At 61.0% G+C, this 17,729-nt stretch carries 14 protein-coding genes; 8 read left to right on the forward strand and 6 right to left on the reverse strand.

Annotated features, from left to right (window positions below):
* Nucleotides 1-110 precede the first annotated feature (110 nt).
* Together L8K08_RS15010 and L8K08_RS15015 are read right to left on the reverse strand one after the other, a co-directional pair.
* On the reverse strand, nucleotides 111-1,388 hold the full coding sequence (locus L8K08_RS15010) for an ATP-binding protein (protein ID WP_145166053.1): 1,278 nt from the start codon (nucleotides 1,386-1,388) through the stop codon (nucleotides 111-113).
* Entirely contained in the window at nucleotides 1,389-2,096 is a 708-nt protein-coding gene (locus tag L8K08_RS15015) for a winged helix-turn-helix domain-containing protein (protein ID WP_145166052.1), read from the reverse strand.
* A 157-nt stretch (nucleotides 2,097-2,253) separates the two neighbouring features.
* Here L8K08_RS15015 and L8K08_RS15020 point away from each other — a divergent pair, with 157 nt between their 5' ends.
* A complete protein-coding gene (locus L8K08_RS15020) occupies nucleotides 2,254-3,453 on the forward strand; it encodes an MFS transporter (protein WP_242198264.1) in 1,200 nt (399 codons plus the stop codon).
* Here L8K08_RS15020 and miaE read toward each other — a convergent pair.
* A complete protein-coding gene (miaE, locus tag L8K08_RS15025) occupies nucleotides 3,409-4,011 on the reverse strand; it encodes a tRNA isopentenyl-2-thiomethyl-A-37 hydroxylase MiaE (RefSeq protein ID WP_106580467.1) in 603 nt (200 codons plus the stop codon). The genes L8K08_RS15020 and miaE overlap by 45 nt on opposite strands.
* A gap of 156 nt (nucleotides 4,012-4,167) precedes the next feature.
* Between miaE and L8K08_RS15030 the strand changes: the two genes are divergently transcribed.
* Nucleotides 4,168-5,031: a universal stress protein gene (locus L8K08_RS15030; RefSeq protein WP_242198267.1), complete on the forward strand. Its 864-nt coding sequence runs from the start codon at nucleotides 4,168-4,170 to the stop codon at nucleotides 5,029-5,031.
* A 122-nt stretch (nucleotides 5,032-5,153) separates the two neighbouring features.
* On the opposite strand, the gene L8K08_RS15035 is transcribed toward L8K08_RS15030, so the two are convergent.
* Nucleotides 5,154-5,624 carry a DUF1289 domain-containing protein gene (locus L8K08_RS15035; protein ID WP_145166047.1) on the reverse strand — a complete coding sequence of 157 codons (471 nt, stop codon included), beginning with the start codon at nucleotides 5,622-5,624 and terminating at the stop codon, nucleotides 5,154-5,156.
* 396 nt (nucleotides 5,625-6,020) lie between these two features.
* Between L8K08_RS15035 and acnB the strand changes: the two genes are divergently transcribed.
* Nucleotides 6,021-8,630, forward strand: coding sequence for a bifunctional aconitate hydratase 2/2-methylisocitrate dehydratase (gene acnB / locus L8K08_RS15040; protein ID WP_106580470.1), 2,610 nt, complete (start codon nucleotides 6,021-6,023; stop codon nucleotides 8,628-8,630).
* A gap of 196 nt (nucleotides 8,631-8,826) precedes the next feature.
* On the opposite strand, the gene L8K08_RS15045 is transcribed toward acnB, so the two are convergent.
* Together L8K08_RS15045 and L8K08_RS15050 are read right to left on the reverse strand one after the other, a co-directional pair.
* On the reverse strand, nucleotides 8,827-10,464 hold the full coding sequence (locus tag L8K08_RS15045; protein WP_242198271.1) for a SulP family inorganic anion transporter: 1,638 nt from the start codon (nucleotides 10,462-10,464) through the stop codon (nucleotides 8,827-8,829).
* A 141-nt stretch (nucleotides 10,465-10,605) separates the two neighbouring features.
* A complete protein-coding gene (locus L8K08_RS15050) occupies nucleotides 10,606-11,883 on the reverse strand; it encodes a serine/threonine transporter (RefSeq protein WP_242198274.1) in 1,278 nt (425 codons plus the stop codon).
* A gap of 283 nt (nucleotides 11,884-12,166) precedes the next feature.
* Between L8K08_RS15050 and L8K08_RS15055 the strand changes: the two genes are divergently transcribed.
* From L8K08_RS15055 to L8K08_RS15075, 5 genes are all read left to right on the forward strand, one after another.
* Nucleotides 12,167-12,781: a TetR family transcriptional regulator gene (locus tag L8K08_RS15055; protein ID WP_242198277.1), complete on the forward strand. Its 615-nt coding sequence runs from the start codon at nucleotides 12,167-12,169 to the stop codon at nucleotides 12,779-12,781.
* 182 nt (nucleotides 12,782-12,963) lie between these two features.
* On the forward strand, nucleotides 12,964-13,488 hold the full coding sequence (locus L8K08_RS15060; RefSeq protein WP_242198280.1) for a cysteine hydrolase family protein: 525 nt from the start codon (nucleotides 12,964-12,966) through the stop codon (nucleotides 13,486-13,488).
* Between the two features lie 94 nt (nucleotides 13,489-13,582).
* A complete protein-coding gene (locus L8K08_RS15065; RefSeq protein WP_242198283.1) occupies nucleotides 13,583-14,533 on the forward strand; it encodes a 2-hydroxyacid dehydrogenase in 951 nt (316 codons plus the stop codon).
* A gap of 91 nt (nucleotides 14,534-14,624) precedes the next feature.
* A complete protein-coding gene (locus L8K08_RS15070; protein ID WP_242198285.1) occupies nucleotides 14,625-16,517 on the forward strand; it encodes a pilus assembly protein TadG-related protein in 1,893 nt (630 codons plus the stop codon).
* Nucleotides 16,518-16,647: 130 nt separating this feature from the next.
* On the forward strand, nucleotides 16,648-17,715 hold the full coding sequence (locus tag L8K08_RS15075; RefSeq protein ID WP_242198287.1) for a phosphotransferase family protein: 1,068 nt from the start codon (nucleotides 16,648-16,650) through the stop codon (nucleotides 17,713-17,715).
* Nucleotides 17,716-17,729: the final 14 nt, after the last annotated feature.

Consider the following 17,729-nt stretch of genomic DNA (forward strand, 5'->3'; position numbering starts at 1 on the left):
TTGGATCTCAGTGCATCAGGTAGATGGGTGTGCTGCTCGTTTGTACTCGGTCAAAGGTGGGAGCTGGCAAGGCCTCTCCCACATGGGCATTGCTGAATCCACGCCAAGCCTTACTCGGCATACGCCCAGGTCATTCGAAACGACGCTCCGCCCCACTCCGAATCCAGCACTTCCACTTGGCCGCCATGCCACTGGCTGACCCGTTTTACCAAGGCCAGGCCCAGGCCGAAACCGCCTGTGCGGCGGTCGCGGCTGGCGTCGAGGCGCAGGAAGGGTTCGAAGATCTTTGCCCGCCCTTCCATCGGCACACCCGGGCCGTCGTCATTGACGCGCACTTCGTAACCGCTGCCAAAACTGATCAACGACACTTCGACACGGCGCTCGGCGTAGCGAATGGCGTTGCGCAGCAGATTGATCACGGCGCGCGCCATAAAGCGCGGTTCGATTTGGATAAAGTCGACCTCACAGGTACGCAGCGACAGCTGCACACCCGCCGCCTCAGCCTCCAGGGCCACGCTGCCGATCACGCTGTCGAGCCAACTGTGGGCCTCGATGTTTTCACGGGTAACCTGGGTGGCGCCGCGCTCCAGGCTGGCGTAGGTCAACAGTTCGGAAACCATTTCCTCCAGTTCGCCCAGGTCGGCGTACATGTCGGCGATCAGCTCACGGCTCTGGCGCGGGTCGGCCTGCTGTCTGAGTTGATCAAGCTCGAACGACAAGCGCGCAATCGGCGTGCGCAGTTCGTGGGAAACGGCGTTGGTCAGTTCGCGCTGGTTGGCGATCAGGCTTTCGATGCGCTCGGCCATCTGGTTGAAGTGCCCGGCCAGCTCACGCACGGTGGAACGGCGCGGTAGCAGGATGCGCGACGCCAGGTCGTTGTCGCCAAAGCGTTGCGCAGCCAGCCGGATATGCTCCAGGTCGCGCCAGTGCGGGCGCACCCAAAAATACAGGACGATGGCCAGGCACAAGCCGAGAAAACCATAGGCCCACAGGTACAGCCACTTGGGCTCCTCCGGCAGTTTGATTTCCAGCAGTTGCGGCCCGCCGTCGATATTGGTCAGGAACTCCATGAAATCCCCGCGCACCACCAGCAAGCCATCGGCCAACAGCTGCTGTTCGCGCTCGGTAAGCGCCTGGGTGTCGCTCTGCACCAGCTTGAGGCGCAAACCATAATGAGGCTGCAGCTGGGCCAGGCGCGCCTGCCGGGCCTCGCCTTGCAAGGGCCGCAACTGCTCCACCAGGCCATAGGCCGGACCGCGCAGCGCCTCGCGGTTATAGGTTTCGTTGGCCTCGGGCAGTAACTCGTCGAAGGTGTAGTTGACCAGCCAGATCGCGCCCGCCAACCCCAGCGCCAGGATCACATACAGGCGCAGAAACAGCCGCAGCATCTAAACCTCCCACGCAAATGGATTGAACAGATAGCCCTTGCCCCAGATGGTCTTGATGCACACCGGCTCACGCGGGTTGTCATTGAGTTTGCTGCGCAGTTTGCTGATGTACACGTCGACGCTGCGGTTCAGGCCATCGAAGGCAATGCCGCGCATGCGGTTGAGAATGTCGTCGCGCGAGAGGATCTTGCCCGCGCTGCTGGCCAGCAGCCAGAGCAGTTCGAACTCCATGGTGGTGAGGTCGATCTTCTCACCGCCCAGGCTGACCACCCGGCAACTGCGGTCAATCGCCAGCCGGCCAAACTCCAGCGAGCCGCGCACGGTGGGTTCGGGCACCTGGCGACGTTGCAGCGCACGTAATCGCGCCAGCAGCACCGGAGGTTTTATGGGTTTGATGACGTAGTCGTCGGCACCGGACTCAAGGCCGAGGATATGGTCCAGGTCATCTTCCTTGGCGGTCAGGATCACGATGGGCGTGTCGGACAGGTTACGAATGCCGCGACACACGTGCAGGCCGCTCTGGCCGGGCAGCATCAGGTCGAGCACGACGATTTTCGGCTTGAAGTCGAGAAACGCCGCCAGGGCTTCGTCACCGCGGTGCACCACTCGTACCTCGAAACCGTGTTGCGACAGGAAGTGCGCGATTAGCCCTGCCAGCTTTTCATCGTCCTCAACGAGCAAGACCTTGCCCAGACCCAGGTTTTCCATAAATTCTCAGTGTGGCTGCGCGGATTGAAGTGCGGGCATTATAGGTGGCAAGCTGCTCAACAGAAGCCGCTGGCCATCAGTGGCCGACCAAGCTTCATGCTTTTAAGAGTTTTTAACAAATAGCCTGCAATCTTTAACGCCATTCACAGGGAGTTGTATGCGCAAGGATTACCTGGCGTTCTTTGTTTCGCTGTTTCTGTCGCGGCTGGCGGACCAGATTCTGTTGTTTATCGTGCCACTGATCGTGTTCCAGACCACCCAGAGTGTGTCCTGGGCCGGCCTGGCGTTTTTTGTCGAGTCACTGCCGCGTTACCTGGCCTTCCCGGTGTGTGGCGCGGTGTGCGACAAAATTTCACCAGTGCGCATCCTGCATATCAGCCAGGTTTACCGGGCGCTGGCCTGCGTGGTAGCCGTGGCCTTGTACGGCGTGTTCGACGGCATTTACTGGATCGTCATGCTCTCGGCGCTGTGCGGCGTGCTGACCACCCAGGGCATCATGGCGCGTGAAGTGTTGATGCCGCATATTTTCAAGCAGTACACCTACGCCAAGACCCTTTCCTATTCACAAATCGCCGACCAGAGTGGCCTGGTGCTCGGCCCGCTGCTGGCGGCGCTGATGCTTGAAGTATGGGCCTGGCATTGGGTGGTGCTGGGGGTTGCCGGGCTGTTTGTGCTGGCGGACCTGGCCATGCTGCTGTGGCAGCGCACCAGCGCGGTGAGCCTGCCAACCTTCGAGCAGCACCGGGACATCTGGCTGCAACCGCTGCGCATTGCCTTCGGGCATATCCGCACGCTCGCCGAATTGAAGCGGATCATCACCCTGGCGGTGGGCGTGAACCTGATTATTGGCGTGACGCTGGCCACGTCGGCGGCGATGGTCACCGGCCACTATGGCGCCGGCAAGGATACGTACGCCCTGCTGCAAGCTGCGGGCGCGGTGGTGACGATCGGGATTCTGTTTTACCTGGCGCGCGCAACCTTGCCGTTGAAGGTACTGGGCGGCCTGTCGTATTCGATGATCGGCGTGGGTGCGCTGATCACGGCCATCAGCCCCAACGTGTGGGCCTACACCTTCGGGTTCCTGCTGATCACCGGCTTCGACAAGATGTTTAACCTGTACCTGCGCAGCACCCGTCAGCGCGTGATTCCGGTACAGGATTTTGGCAAAACCGTGGGCGTGATCACGCTGCTCAACAACCTGTCGCAGCCGTTGGCGGGTTTGTTGATTGGCGTGCTGGCGGCGCCGCTGGGCACACAAACGGTGATCCTGCTGCTGACCGGGATCACCGCACTGCTGGGCGTGGCCGTCGCCTCAGGCTGGCACGCCACTGTGAAAGCGGAACTCGATGTCGGGTGATTCGATCAGTTCCTGCTCGGTCGCCCTGACCCGCTCGATCACCTGGGCGATGTCTTTGGCGTCGCCATACTGGTAGGCCAGTTTCAAGTAACCCTGGAAGTGCCGCGCCTCGCTTTTGAGCAGACCGAAATAGAACTTGCCGAGTTCTTCGTCCAAATGCGGCACCAGCGCTTCGAAACGCTCGCAACTGCGCGCTTCAATGAAGGCGCCGACCACCAGGGTGTCCACCAGTTTGACCGGTTCATGGCTGCGCACCACTTTGCGCAAACCCGAGGCATAACGGCCGGCGTGCAGTTGGCGCAGCTCGACTTTGCGCTTTTTGATCAGGCGCATGACTTGCTCGTGGTGCACCAGCTCTTCGCGCGCCAAGCGCGACATCATATTGATCAGGTCAACATGCGCGTGGTACTTGGCAATCAGGCTCAAGGCGGTGCTGGCGGCTTTGAATTCGCAGTTCTTGTGGTCGATCAGCAGGGTTGCCTGATCGGCCAAGGCAGCCTGGACCCAGGCGTCGGGGGTGCGGCAGCCGAGGAATTCGTGGATTTCGGGCAGGTTCATCGGGCTCACTGGCAAAAGGATCACAAAAGGGCGCCGATTATACCGACCCCGCCGCAGACCACCAGCCACTGGCTTTGATGTGCATCAACATGACGTCTGGCGGGCAGCAACTATAGTTGTGCAAGGCCCCTTTTTTGCGTCTCTGGAGATCCGTCCATGCAAGCTATCCGCAGCATCCTGGTGGTCATCGAGCCCGAGCACTCGGAAAGCCTGGCGCTCAAGCGCGCCAAGCTGATCGCCGGGGTCACCGGCGCGCACCTGCATCTGCTGGTCTGCGACAAGAAACATGAGCATTCGGCGCTGCTGAGCCTGCTCAAGTCCGGCCTGCATGAAGACGGCTACAGCGTGACCACCGAGCAGGCGTGGAATGAGAGCCTGCATGAAACCATCATCGATGTGCAGCAAGCCGAGGGCTGTGGGCTGGTGATCAAGCAGCACTTCGCCGACAGCCCGCTGAAAAAGGCCTTGTTGACGCCGGCCGACTGGAAGCTGCTGCGCTATTGCCCAACGCCTGTGCTGCTGGTGAAAACCTCGACGCCGTGGGCCGACAAGGTGGTGCTGGCGGCAATCGATGTGGGCAACCACGACAGTGAACATCTGGCGCTGCACAACACCATCATTGATCACGGCTTCGAAATTGCGAGCCTGGCCAAGGCGCAATTGCACGTGATCAGCGCCCATCCCTCGCCGATGCTGTCGGCCAGTGACCCGACGTTTCAGCTCAAGGAAACCATCGAGGCGCGCTATCGCGAGCAGTGCAAGGCGTTCCAGGCCGAGTTCGATATCGACGACACCCATCTGCACATCGAAGAAGGCCCGGCGGATGTGCTGATTCCTCATGCGGCGCATAAGTGGCAGGCGGCGGTGACGATTATCGGCACCGTGGCGCGCACGGGGATTTCCGGGGCGCTTATTGGCAATACGGCGGAAGTGGTGCTGGATGCGGTGGAAAGCGATGTGCTGGTGCTCAAGCCGCAGGAACTGATGGATCACCTGGAAGAACTGGCGACCAAGGCCTGACCCACTGAAAATCCCTTGTGGTAGCGGGCTTGCTCGCGAAAGCGGCGGATCAGTCAATTAATTGATTGGCTGACACTCCCTCTTCGCGAGCAAGCCCGCTCCCACATTTTCGCTGTGTGGTGTCAGCCAGCAAATGCATCGTTGAGGAAACCCGGGGCGATATAGCGCTGGTAGTGCGCCTCCGAGAGGATAAAAAACTCCCGATCAATCGCATCGCGCAGCTCCGGCAACGCCCAGTCGCGAAACTCTGGCAGCAGCACCATGCCATAGGCTTCCAGGTTGGAAATCACCCGCGCGCCACGGGCGATCAATTGGTAGGCCCAACAGTACTCGGACTGGTGCGGCACAAAGCGAATCTTGCGCTGCTCCAACTGCCCGCGCAGCATCTTGGGGTCGAACACTTCGAGTTTACCGGCCATCACTTGCACCAGCAGTTGCTCGAGCCGCAGCCAGACCGCGCGTTTTTCTTCCTCGTTATAGCCATTCCACAGGATCACTTCGTGGTGGAAGCGCTTGCAGCCACGGCACACGAGGTCGCCGTAAACCGTGGAGCACAGGCCGACGCAGGGGGTCTTGATGGTTTGGTTGGGCATAGGCAACGACACACAAATCCGCGAAACAATGCCGCATGTTAGCCCTTTGTCTAAGGTTGATCACCCAGCAAACTTGGTTAGGCAACTTACCTTTAGATTTTTTTTGCCGTAGAATCATCCGGCCTTGTAAGGCGCCAATAATCCGCTGGAAGCTGTTTTCAAAGCGTCACGAGCACAGTCGTTCCTTCAGAACGGTGTTGGCGATGGTTATTACCCGGTAGGTAAATGCCAGCGCCAACCCTCATCAGCTCCGTTCTGCAGGCGTAAAACTTTGAAAGCAGCTTCTGTGAGGAATGCCGGCAGCGCTGGCTTTGCGGCCCAAAAAGCCCCCGAGCGCATGCGTGCCGTTCATTTCTGGATGAGCGTCCCGTGGGACCACTGATGAGGGTAATAACTGTGCTTGAAGCCTACCGCAAACATATCGAAGAGCGTGCAGCACTGGGTATCGTTCCCCAGCCGCTTAACGCCGAACAAACCGCAGGCCTGGTCGAGCTGCTGAAAAATCCCCCGGCTGGCGAAGAAGAATTCCTCGTTGACCTGATCACCAACCGCATTCCACCAGGCGTTGACGAAGCTGCCTACGTCAAGGCCGGTTTCCTGTCTGCCCTGGCCAAGGGCGAAGCCACTTCTCCCCTGATCGACAAAAAACGCGCGGTTGAACTGCTTGGCACCATGCAAGGCGGCTACAACATCGTGACGTTGGTCGAGCTGCTGGACGACGCCGAGTTGGCGCCTGTCGCTGCCGCCCAACTCAAGCACACCCTGCTGATGTTCGATGCGTTCCACGACGTGGCTGAAAAAGCCAAGAACGGCAACGAGCACGCCAAAGCCGTGCTGCAATCCTGGGCTGATGGCGAGTGGTTCAAGAACCGCCCTACCCTGGCCGACAAGATCAGCCTGCGCGTGTTCAAGGTCACCGGCGAAACCAACACCGACGACCTGTCCCCTGCCCCGGACGCCTGGTCCCGCCCTGACATCCCGCTGCACGCCCTGGCCATGCTGAAAATGGCTCGCGAAGGCATCGTGCCGGACGAGCAAGGCAAGACCGGTCCGATGAAGCAGATCGAAGAGATGCGTGGCCAAGGCTTCCCGATCGCCTACGTCGGTGATGTGGTCGGTACCGGTTCGTCGCGTAAATCGGCGACCAACTCCGTACTGTGGTTCTTCGGCGACGACGTTCCTTACGTGCCAAACAAGCGCGCTGGCGGCTTCTGCTTCGGCAGCAAGATCGCTCCCATCTTCTACAACACCATGGAAGATGCCGGCGCACTGCCAATCGAGTTCGACGTCACCAACATGAACATGGGCGACGTGATCGACCTGTACCCGCATGCTGGCAAAGTTTGCAAACACGGCACCGATGAAGTCCTGACCACCTTCGAAATGAAGACGCCGGTGCTGTTGGATGAAGTCCGTGCCGGCGGCCGTATCCCGCTGATCATCGGCCGTGGCCTGACCGAGAAGGCACGCGCCGAACTCGGCCTGCCGCCTTCGACCCTGTTCAAGCTGCCGGAAGCGCCGGCTGAAAGCGACAAGGGCTTCACCCTGGCGCAAAAAATGGTCGGTCGCGCCTGCGGTCTGGCAGAAGGCAAAGGCGTTCGTCCTGGCACCTACTGCGAACCGAAGATGACCACCGTGGGCTCCCAGGACACCACCGGTCCCATGACCCGTGATGAACTCAAAGACCTGGCGTGCCTGGGCTTCTCGACCGATCTGGTGATGCAGTCGTTCTGCCACACCGCGGCTTACCCCAAGCCGATCGACGTGACCACCCACCACACCCTGCCTGACTTCATCATGACCCGTGGCGGTGTATCGCTGCGTCCAGGCGACGGCATCATCCACAGCTGGCTGAACCGCATGCTGCTGCCGGACACCGTCGGCACCGGTGGCGACTCCCACACCCGTTTCCCGATGGGCATCTCGTTCCCGGCCGGTTCCGGTCTGGTCGCGTTCGCCGCAGCCACTGGCGTCATGCCGCTGGACATGCCGGAATCGATCCTGGTGCGCTTCAAAGGCAAAATGCAACCAGGCATCACCCTGCGTGACCTGGTTCACGCCATTCCTTACTACGCGATCCAGGCTGGCCTGTTGACCGTAGAGAAGAAAGGCAAGAAGAACGCCTTCTCCGGTCGCATCCTGGAGATCGAAGGCCTGAACGACCTGACGCTGGAACAGGCTTTCGAGCTGTCCGACGCCTCGGCCGAACGTTCGGCTGCCGGTTGCACCATCAAGCTGTCGAAAGACTCCGTCACCGAGTACCTGAACTCCAACATCACCCTGCTGCGCTGGATGATCGGCGAAGGCTACGGCGATGCACGTACCCTGGAACGTCGCGCCCAAGCGATGGAAGCCTGGGTTGCCAACCCTGAGCTGATGGAAGCCGATGCCGACGCGGAATACGCCGAAATCATCGAAATCGACCTGGCTGAAATCAACGAGCCGATCCTCTGCGCACCCAACGACCCGGACGATGCCCGTCTGTTGTCCAGCGTTGCCGGCGAGAAGATCGACGAAGTGTTCATCGGTTCGTGCATGACCAACATCGGTCACTTCCGCGCGGCCGGTAAGTTGCTGGAACAGGTCAAGGGTCAGCTGCCAACCCGTCTGTGGCTGTCGCCGCCGACCAAGATGGACGCTCACCAACTGACCGAAGAAGGCTACTACGGCATCTACGGCAAGGCTGGCGCGCGCATGGAAATGCCGGGCTGCTCGCTGTGCATGGGTAACCAGGCACGCGTAGAACCGAACTCGACCGTTGTGTCGACTTCGACCCGTAACTTCCCGAACCGTCTGGGTGATGGTGCCAACGTCTACCTGGCCTCGGCTGAGCTGGCGGCAGTGGCCTCCACCCTGGGTCGCCTGCCGACCGTCGAAGAGTACATGGGCTACGCGGCCAAACTGGACACCATGGCCAGTGACGTTTACCGCTACCTGAACTTCGACCAGATCGCCGAGTTCCGCAAAATCGCAGCAAGCGCCAACATCCCGGTGATTCAAGCCTAAGGTGTGTTGACATAAAGGACGCCGCGTATCGCAAGGTACGCGGCGTTTTTTTATGCCTGGAATACAACCTCGACACCACCACAAAATACCTGTGGGAGCTGGCTTGCCTGCGATAGCTGTCCGTCAGTTGATGCATCTTTGGCTGACCTACCGCTATCGCAGGCAAGCCAGCTCCCACAGCTGACGTGTTGCACACTCAGGACTGGTGCCGCAGCGCCAACTGCACCGCACCGTCAACGCTCAAGCCACTGAGCAAGACCTGTGGCGCAAGCGCCTCCGGCAAGGCTTGCAGCACGTCCAACGCCTCATGCCGCACGCGCGCCAGCACCAAGCGCTTGCCCTCCCCGCGCACCTGCGCGAAAAACGCCGCCAGCGCCTCGATACTGGTGCCATCCAGATCCGGAGATTCTTCCAGGCTCAGCACCACCGCCTCCACCGGCGACTGGCGCATCAGGCGCAACGCCGCGCCCAGAATGCGTTCGGCATTGGCAAAAAACAGCGCCTCACTGGGCCGTACGATCAACAGGCCCGGCACTTCCACCGCATCGGCGTGGTGTTGACGATCGACAAAATCATGGCTGTCACCCAAGCGCCCCAGCACCTGGATATCAGCCGATGACATCTGGCGCAGCATCAGCACCACGCTGATCGCTACCGACACCAGCAAGCCATCCAGCACGCCTAGCACCAGCACTGCCGCCACGGCACAGATCACCAGCAGACGATCGCGCCGCCAGAGAAAGTAACGCCCCAGCGGCTGCAGGCTCAAGCCACGGCCCAGTGCGTAGATGACGATGGCGGCAAGCACCGGTTCCGGGGTCAGCGCGACATAGGGCAGCACGGTCAGCACGATCAACAGCACCACCAGCGCGGCAACGATTCCGGCCAGGCGTGAACCGGCACCGGCGGCCTCATTGGCCGAGGTTGCGGAATAGCCGGCACCGGCCGGCATGCCGTGAAACAGCCCGGAGATCAGGTTGGCCGCACCCAGCGCAAGCAAGTCGCGGTTGGATGTCACGCGGTCGCCGTGTTTAAGCGCGAACGAGCTGATAGAGCCATAGGACTCCGCATACAGGATCATGACCAAGGCAAACGCCAGCTCACCCAGGCGCAGCCAATCGGCGAATGGCAGCACCGGCAAATGCCCGAACTCCAAGCGCAAGTCGATCAGACCGATCAACGCCACGCCGTGGGCCTGTAAATCCAGGTACTGCCCGGCAACAATGCCCAGGATCACCACCAGCAGCCCGCCCGGCAGGCGCGGAATCCGCGCGCACAACCAAAGCACTCCCAACGCAATCGCCGCGACCAGCGCCGCCGGCCAGTTCCACCGGGGCAGCTGCTCCATCAGTTGCGGCAGGAAGCGGATCAAGTTGTTGTCGGTCAAGTGCACACCGACCACGTTGGCCAGCTGCTTGAGAATGATGGTCAGCGCCAAGCCGAAGGCAAACCCGCGCAACACCGGTTTAGCGATAAACGAAGTAACACCGCCAAGCTTGAACAGCCCGGCCAGCAAGAACAACACCCCGGTGATCAACACCAACCCGAACGCCAGCGCCAGCCTCAGCGCCGAGTCACCGCCCGCCAGGCTGGCAGTGGCGGCGGCCAGTACTGCTGCCGAAGACGAGGTGGCCGAGACAATCGCAAAGCGGCTGGTACCGAACATGCCGTAACACACCAGCCCGGCAAACAGCGCAATCACCCCGGCCTGGGGCGGCAGCGCAGCGATGCTGGAATAGGCCACAGCCTCCGGCAGCAGCAAACCGGCAATGGATAACCCGGCGAGCAGGTCCTGGGTACGACTGGACGACGTCACATCAATTGCAGTTTTCAATCAGCCCATCCTGGCAAATAAAACCTGCGTCAGCTTAGCCTCCATTGCCCGTCAGCGGTTGAGCCAGGACAGGGTTTCCAGGCACAAAAAAAAGCCGATTCACGCAATGTGCGAATCGGCCTTGGGGTGTACAGCTCGGTGTCAGGACAGCAGCGAGTAAACCAACGCGGTAATCGCGACCAGGCCTACAGCAGTGACAAACACGTTGGACGCCTGCCCGCGGTACTTGGCCATGGCCGGTACCTTGCGGATCGCATACATCGGCATCAGGAACAGGATCGACGCAATGATCGGCCCGCCCAGCGTCTCGATCATGCCGAGGATGCTCGGGTTCAGCGTGGCGACGAGCCAGCACACCACCAGCATGAAGGCGGCGGTCATGCGGTCCAGGGACTTGGCCGCCGGGCGGCGACCGGTCTTGAGCACCAGGCCTTTGAGGCCTTCGCTGGCGCCGATGTAGTGGCCCAGGAACGACTTGGCAATCGCCACGAACGCAATCAACGGCGCGGCGAAGGCGATGGTCGGGTTGTCGAAGTGGTTGGCCAGGTACGACAGGATCGACAGGTTCTGTGCTTTCGCTTCGGCCAATTGCGCCGGCGTCAGGGTCAGCACACAGCTGAACACGAAGAACAGCACCATCACCACCATCAACAGGTGCGCGCGGCACAGGATCTGCGAGCTGCGCTCATCCGCGTTGGCGCCGTACTGGCGCTTCTGGTCCACCGCAAAGGCCGAGATGATCGGCGAATGGTTGAACGAGAACACCATCACCGGAATCGCCAGCCACAGCGTGTTGAGCAACGCCGACGGCGCCGGGACTTCACGGGCGGTGCTGAGAATGCCGCCGGTCCAGTGCGGGATCAGGTACACGGCCAGAAACAGCAACGCGACGATAAACGGATACACCATCAGGCTCATGGCCTTGACGATCACCTGCTCGCCGCAGCGCACCACGGCCAACAGGCCGAGGATCAGCACAAACGCCAGGATCGCGCGCGGCGGCGGCATGATGTGCAGTTGGTGTTCCATGAAGCTGCTGACCGTGTTGGTCAGGGCCACGCTGTAGATCAGCAGGATCGGGAAGATGGCGAAGAAGTACAGCAAAGTGATCAGTGCACCGGCCTTGAGACCGAAATGCTCTTCGACCACGTCGGTAATGTCAGAACCTTCACGGCCGGACAGGACGAAACGGGTCAGGCCACGGTGGGCAAAGAACGTCATCGGGAATGCCAGCAGTGCCAGGATCACCAGCGGCCAGAAGCCACCAAGACCTGCGTTGATGGGCAAAAACAAAGTACCGGCGCCGATGGCGGTGCCGAACAGCCCGAGCATCCAGGTGGTGTCCTGGCGGCTCCAGCCTGTGAGGGTTGCAGGTGTCGTTGCATAGCGTTCGTCGACGCTATTGGCCTGATCATTCATCCGGTCGGATCTCCGCATTTCCACAGCCGGGACGAGTCAGAAAAACCTGACAGGCAGCGCCCCGACCATAACAAGCGCGCGATTGTCCGGGATTCTCCTGAATAAGCAAAGACTTAGCTGAGGAACGGTGCCCCGGTGCAGATCAGTCGGGGTCGCTGCAGGCAGCGGTTCCAGAGGGCTGCAGCAGCGTCGAAGTAATACATGCCCAAACAAATCTATTTTGGAATCGCGGGCTTTGCTGTACTTTTCAGGCAATGCCCGCCTTTATTCTGAGAGCCCTGTCATGCCTCGCGTGTCCCGCAAACAAGCCGAACTCAACCGTGAAATCATCGTGGAGGCCGCCACGCACCTGTTTCGTGAGCGCGGGCTGCATGGCATCAGCCTGGCGGACGTGATGGCCGCCGCCGGCCTGACCCATGGTGGTTTCTACGGGCACTTTGCGTCCAAGGAAGCCCTGGCCACCGAGGCTTGCCAGCAGGCCTTTGAGCATTCGAACCAGGGCTGGCAGGAAAAAATCGAGCGCAGTGAAGACCCGCAATCGGCATGCGAAACCATCTTGCGCCACTACTTTTCGGCCACCCACCGCGACAATCCCGGCGACGGCTGCCCGATATCGGCCTTTACTCCGGACATGTGCCATGAGCCCGCCAACACGCAATTACAGCGCACCTTCGTCGCCGGTGTTGAACGGTCGCTGGAGATCTTTGCGCAGTTGCAGGCTCAAGACCGTCAGGCCATGCTGGCCAACTACGCGATGATGATCGGCGCCGTCACGCTCGCTCGTGCGACACGCGGCAGTAGCCTGTCAGACGAATTCCTGGAGGCTGCACGAAATACGCTGCTACCCGAGGCGAAATCGGACGCGCCCGTTGACAGCCCTGCGCCCGTCCCAGCATGATCGGGCCATGAAGCCTATTGCGCTGCACCTCACCCGCACCACCACCACGACCGCTAATGGCGGGTCGTGCGGTGGCTGTGGGTGCTTGAACTAAAACACCCCGGATTCAACCCAAGGCCCCGCCAGCAATGGACGGGGCCTTTTTATTGCCCCGCCATCTGGCCACTGCAAGGAGCAAGACCATGGCAAACGCCCTGCTGATCATCGATATGCAAAACGGCTTGTACGACGGGCCCGACAAGCCCTTCGAGCGCGAACGGGTGCTGGGCACCATCAATCAACTCATTCAACGCGCGCGCAGCGCCCACGCGCCGATCTTCGTGGCCCAACACACCGGTCCCTCAGGCTCTGCGATAGAAGCCGGCAGCCCGTTGTGGCAGTTGTGGCCGGGCCTGCAGGTCGACGCCGCTCGCGACCATGTCTTCAACAAGACCCGCCCCAGCTGTTTCCTGGGAACTGATCTGGCGCAGCAACTGGCGGTGGCGCAAGTCGATGAACTGGTGATTGTGGGGATGAAAACCCAGTTCTGCATCGACACTACCTGCCGAGTCGCAGTCGAGCTTGGGTTCTCGGTGACTTTGCCCGAGGACGGCCATACCTGCATGAACACCAACGCGTTGTCTGCCGAGGCGATCATCGAGCATCACAACGAAACCCTGGCCGGGGCGTTTGTGAAACGGGTGAAAGCGCACAGCATCACGTTCTAACGGCGTCTATGCGGGATTTTTCTGGCGGAACAAAACGTTCTGTCTTACAAATCCCGCATACTCACTCTTCAAACCCTTCAGGAAGCGCCTTCCGATGTCCACCACTGTTCTGGTCCTGGTTGAAACCATCAACGAATACCTGCAAATCATCGAGAGCAACGACTTTCACGTGATTCTGGCGCCGACGCCGGCCGAACGCGCCCAGGCGATCAAGGCGCATGGCGGGCAGATCAAGGCCGTGCTGACCCGTGGCCCGCTGGGGCTGTATGCGGAGGAAATCGCCGCATTGCCCTTGCTCGAGATCATCTGCGTGATCGGTGCCGGTTACGAGCATGTGGACCTGCAGGCGGCGAGCAATCGCGGGATCGTCGTCACCAACGGCGCCGGGGTGAATGCGCCGTCGGTGGCCGACCACGCCATGGCATTGCTGCTGTCGCTGGTGCGCGGCGTCCCCCAGACCGACGCGGCCGTGCGGCGCGGCGAATGGCCGAAGGTGATGCGCCCGTCCCTGGGCGGCAAGCAGCTGGGGATTCTCGGGCTCGGCGCCGTTGGCATGGAGATCGCCAGGCGCGCGGCGCTCGGGTTCGGCATGGAGGTGAGTTATCACAACCGCCAGCCCCGCGATGACGTGGACTACACCTATTGCGCCACCGCCGTTGAGCTGGCGCGCACCTCGGATTTCCTGATCCTGGCCACCCCCGGCGGTGCAAGCACCCGTCACCTGATTGATCGCCACGCCCTGGATGCGCTGGGACCGAACGGCTACCTGGTGAACATCGGACGCGGCAGCGTGGTAGTCACGGCAGACCTGGTGGCCGCTCTTGAGCAACGGCGTATCGGCGGCGCGGCACTGGATGTGTTCGACGACGAGCCCAAAGTGCCGGACGCCCTCAAGCGCCTGAGCAATACCGTACTCACCTCCCACGTGGCTGGCCTCTCTCCCGAAGCCGCCCACGATACGGTGCAGCGTGTGGCCGACAACCTGGTGGAATACTTTGCCGGCCGCCCAGTGCTTACACCGGTGACGCTGCCGCCACGCAACTAGTAGCGAATAGCCAGTGCCGACGTAAAACCTGACTACACTGCTGTGCGGGGATGCTCAGGACGTCGGTGCATGACCGACGAAGGAACGCAGAATGTTTGGCCATGGACTCGGCCCGGCCCGCCAGCGCGGCGCCATCGGTTTGATCGGCGCGATGACCCTTGGGATTGCGCTGTTGTTTCTATTGCTGGTGGTCGACAGCGGTCGCTTGTACCTGGAGAAGCGCAAGTTACAGCGGGTGGTCGACACAGCGGCGCTCGAAGCGGTCAGCCGCAGCGGCACGTGCGCGGCGCCCACTAACAATGCGGCCCAGTTTGCGACTCAAAGCGCAGCGCGCAACCACTTCACTGTCGACGACAATCGCACGCTGGCCGTTGCCTGCGGCACCCTGGCCACCGGTGCCGACTTCATGCGCACCTTCAGCGCCGACCCTGCCAAAACCGAGGCCATCCGGGTCATCGCCACCCACCGTGTGCACACCAGCCTCGCCCATGGCTTACTCACGCTGTTCTCGGCTCAACCCCTCAACATGATGACGCTCTTGAGCGCGACCGCGGTCGCCGCCGCGCCAACCCCAACGGTGGCGTCACTCACCGTACGCAGCACCTTGTTGACCGTCGACAGCACCAAGTCCGTGGCCCTCAACGCCTTGATCGGCGGCTTGCTGGGCGGCAAGTTGCAGCTCGACGCGGTGGGCTGGAACGGTTTGATCAACACCGATATCAGTTTGCTCAAGTACCTGGATGCCCTGGCGATCCGCTTGAACGTCAGCGCCGGCAATTACGATCAGTTGCTCAAGACCGACGCCACCGTCGGCCAACTGGTCCAGGCCGCCATCGACGTCCTCAAACTCGGTGGCGATGCGGTCACCCTCGTCATCAACAACCTCGAAGCCATCAAGCTGATTGCGCCGGGCACGCAAATCCTGCACTTGGGCGACCTGATCAACATCCAGAACGGCACGGACAAAAGTGCACTGGATGTGAAACTGCAGCTGTTCAACCTGATCCAGGGCCTTGTGCAGTTGTCGAACAAGGCCAGCGCCGTTGCCGTTGAGCTGCCGGTGGATGTGCTGGGGCTGCTCGGCGTCACCGTCTCGACCAAAGTGATCGAGCCTGGGCAACTCTCAAGCATCGGCGACCCGAAGAACATCGCCACGCAGCCCATTTATGTGCGAACCGCGCAAGTGCGCACCTTGATTTCGGTCAAGCTGCCGATCGTCACGCTGGTCAATAACGCGCTGGGAGGCCTGGTGCAGGCGCTCAATGAAGTGCTGAGCGGCTTGTTGGGGCTGCTTGACCCCAATTGTTGCCTGGTCACCAGCCTTGAGATCGGCGACACACTCGACATTGCCCTGGAGGCCGCGGGTGGCAGCGCCAAGGTTACGGATTACAGTTGCGACAGTGGCAAAAAATCATTGTCGGTGCTTGGCGAAACCTCGGCCCTGCACGCGATGATCGGCCAGGTTGACCCCAAAAACCTGTTTTCATCCACCCAAACGCTGCACGTCGACGAGTACCCGGTGGTGGACATCGGTACCAAGACCTGCAAGCGCGGCACCGGCGTCTGTAGCGACCGGCAAGCCTTCGCGGCAGGCGGGCTGGGCGTGCGCGTCGACAGCGATGTGGCCCGGACCGAACGCGCGCACACCTACACCAACCCGCCGGCGGTCAATCTGCCCCCCGCGTATTATCAATTCGCCGCCTCGAACGTCGTCAGCAGCCTCAAGGAAACACTCACCGGCATCCAACTGATCAACCACCCGCCAAAAATCGCCAGCCTGTTGGGCGCTGTGCTGGGCCTGGTCACGGGCCTGCTCAATGGCTTGCTTTCATTGCTTGGGGGCGTGATTGGCGGGGTACTTGGCCCGCTTCTCGATCCCATCGTCAATAACCTGCTCGCCGGCCTTGGCATTGACCTGGCAAAAGTCGAAATCGGTGCCAACCTGTCCTGCAACCCCGGTGGCCGGGCGATGCTGGTGATTTGAGCGCATCAGGCCCGCTGATCATCATCCAACACGCTAACCTATTAAGCCGCCCCGACCTTGTCGCTGGGCGGCGGTGCGCATTAGATTAGCCAATAGTCCAAGGCCTTTAGAATAAGCAGAAGGGATAAGCATGGCGCTTAACGACCAATCGACTCAGATTCGCCCAGGCGAAGAACTTGATGCCAGCCTCATCGATCCCTACCTCAAGGCGCATATTGCGGGCCTGCACGGCGCGGTCAAGATCAGCCAGTTCCCCGGTGGCGCGTCCAACCTGACTTACTTGCTCGAATACCCGGACCGGGAATTCGTGCTGCGCCGCCCGCCCTTTGGCCACAAGGCCAAGTCCGCCCACGACATGGGCCGCGAATACCGCATTCTCAACCAGTTGAAAGATGGCTTCCCGTACTGCCCCAAGGCCTATGTGCATTGCACCGATGAGTCGGTGATCGGCGCCGAGTTCTATGTGATGGAGCGCGTCAACGGCATCATCCTGCGCTCCGACCTGCCGGCCGAACTGGGCCTGGACGCCACCAAGACCGAGGCGCTGTGCAAAAGCTTTATCGACAAGTTCGTCGAACTGCACCAGGTGGATTACGCGGCCTGCGGCCTGGCTGACCTGGGCAAGCCTGAAGGGTATGTAGAGCGTCAGATTCGCGGCTGGAGTGATCGCTACGAGAAAGCCCTGACCCCAGATGCCCCGAGCTGGGAGAAAGTGCGCGCCTGGCTCAACGACAAGATGCCGGCCGACCATCCGACCTCCAGCATCGTGCACAACGACTACCGCTTCGACAACGTGATCCTCGACCCGCAAAACCCGATGCAGATCATTGGTGTGCTGGACTGGGAACTCACCACCCTGGGCGACCCGCTGATGGACTTGGGCAACACCCTCGCCTACTGGATCGAAGCCGCCGACCCGGCACCGGTGCAACTGATGCGTCGCCAGCCAAGCAACGCCCCCGGCATGCTGACCCGCCGCCAGTTCGTCGATTATTACGCCGAGCGCTCGGGCCTCCAGATCGACAATTTCGATTTCTACTACACCTATGGCCTGTTCCGCCTGGCCGGCATCGTGCAACAGATCTACTACCGCTTCTTCCACGGCCAGACCCAGGACAAACGCTTTGCGCAGTTCATCCACATGAACACGCTGCTGGAGCAAATGAGCCTGAACGTCATCGCCAAATCAGCCCTCTGACTGCAAGAACAAGG

The organism is Pseudomonas sp. TREG-RG-20F-10-E-6-01, from assembly GCF_022662455.1.
GTDB lineage: Bacteria > Pseudomonadota > Gammaproteobacteria > Pseudomonadales > Pseudomonadaceae > Aquipseudomonas.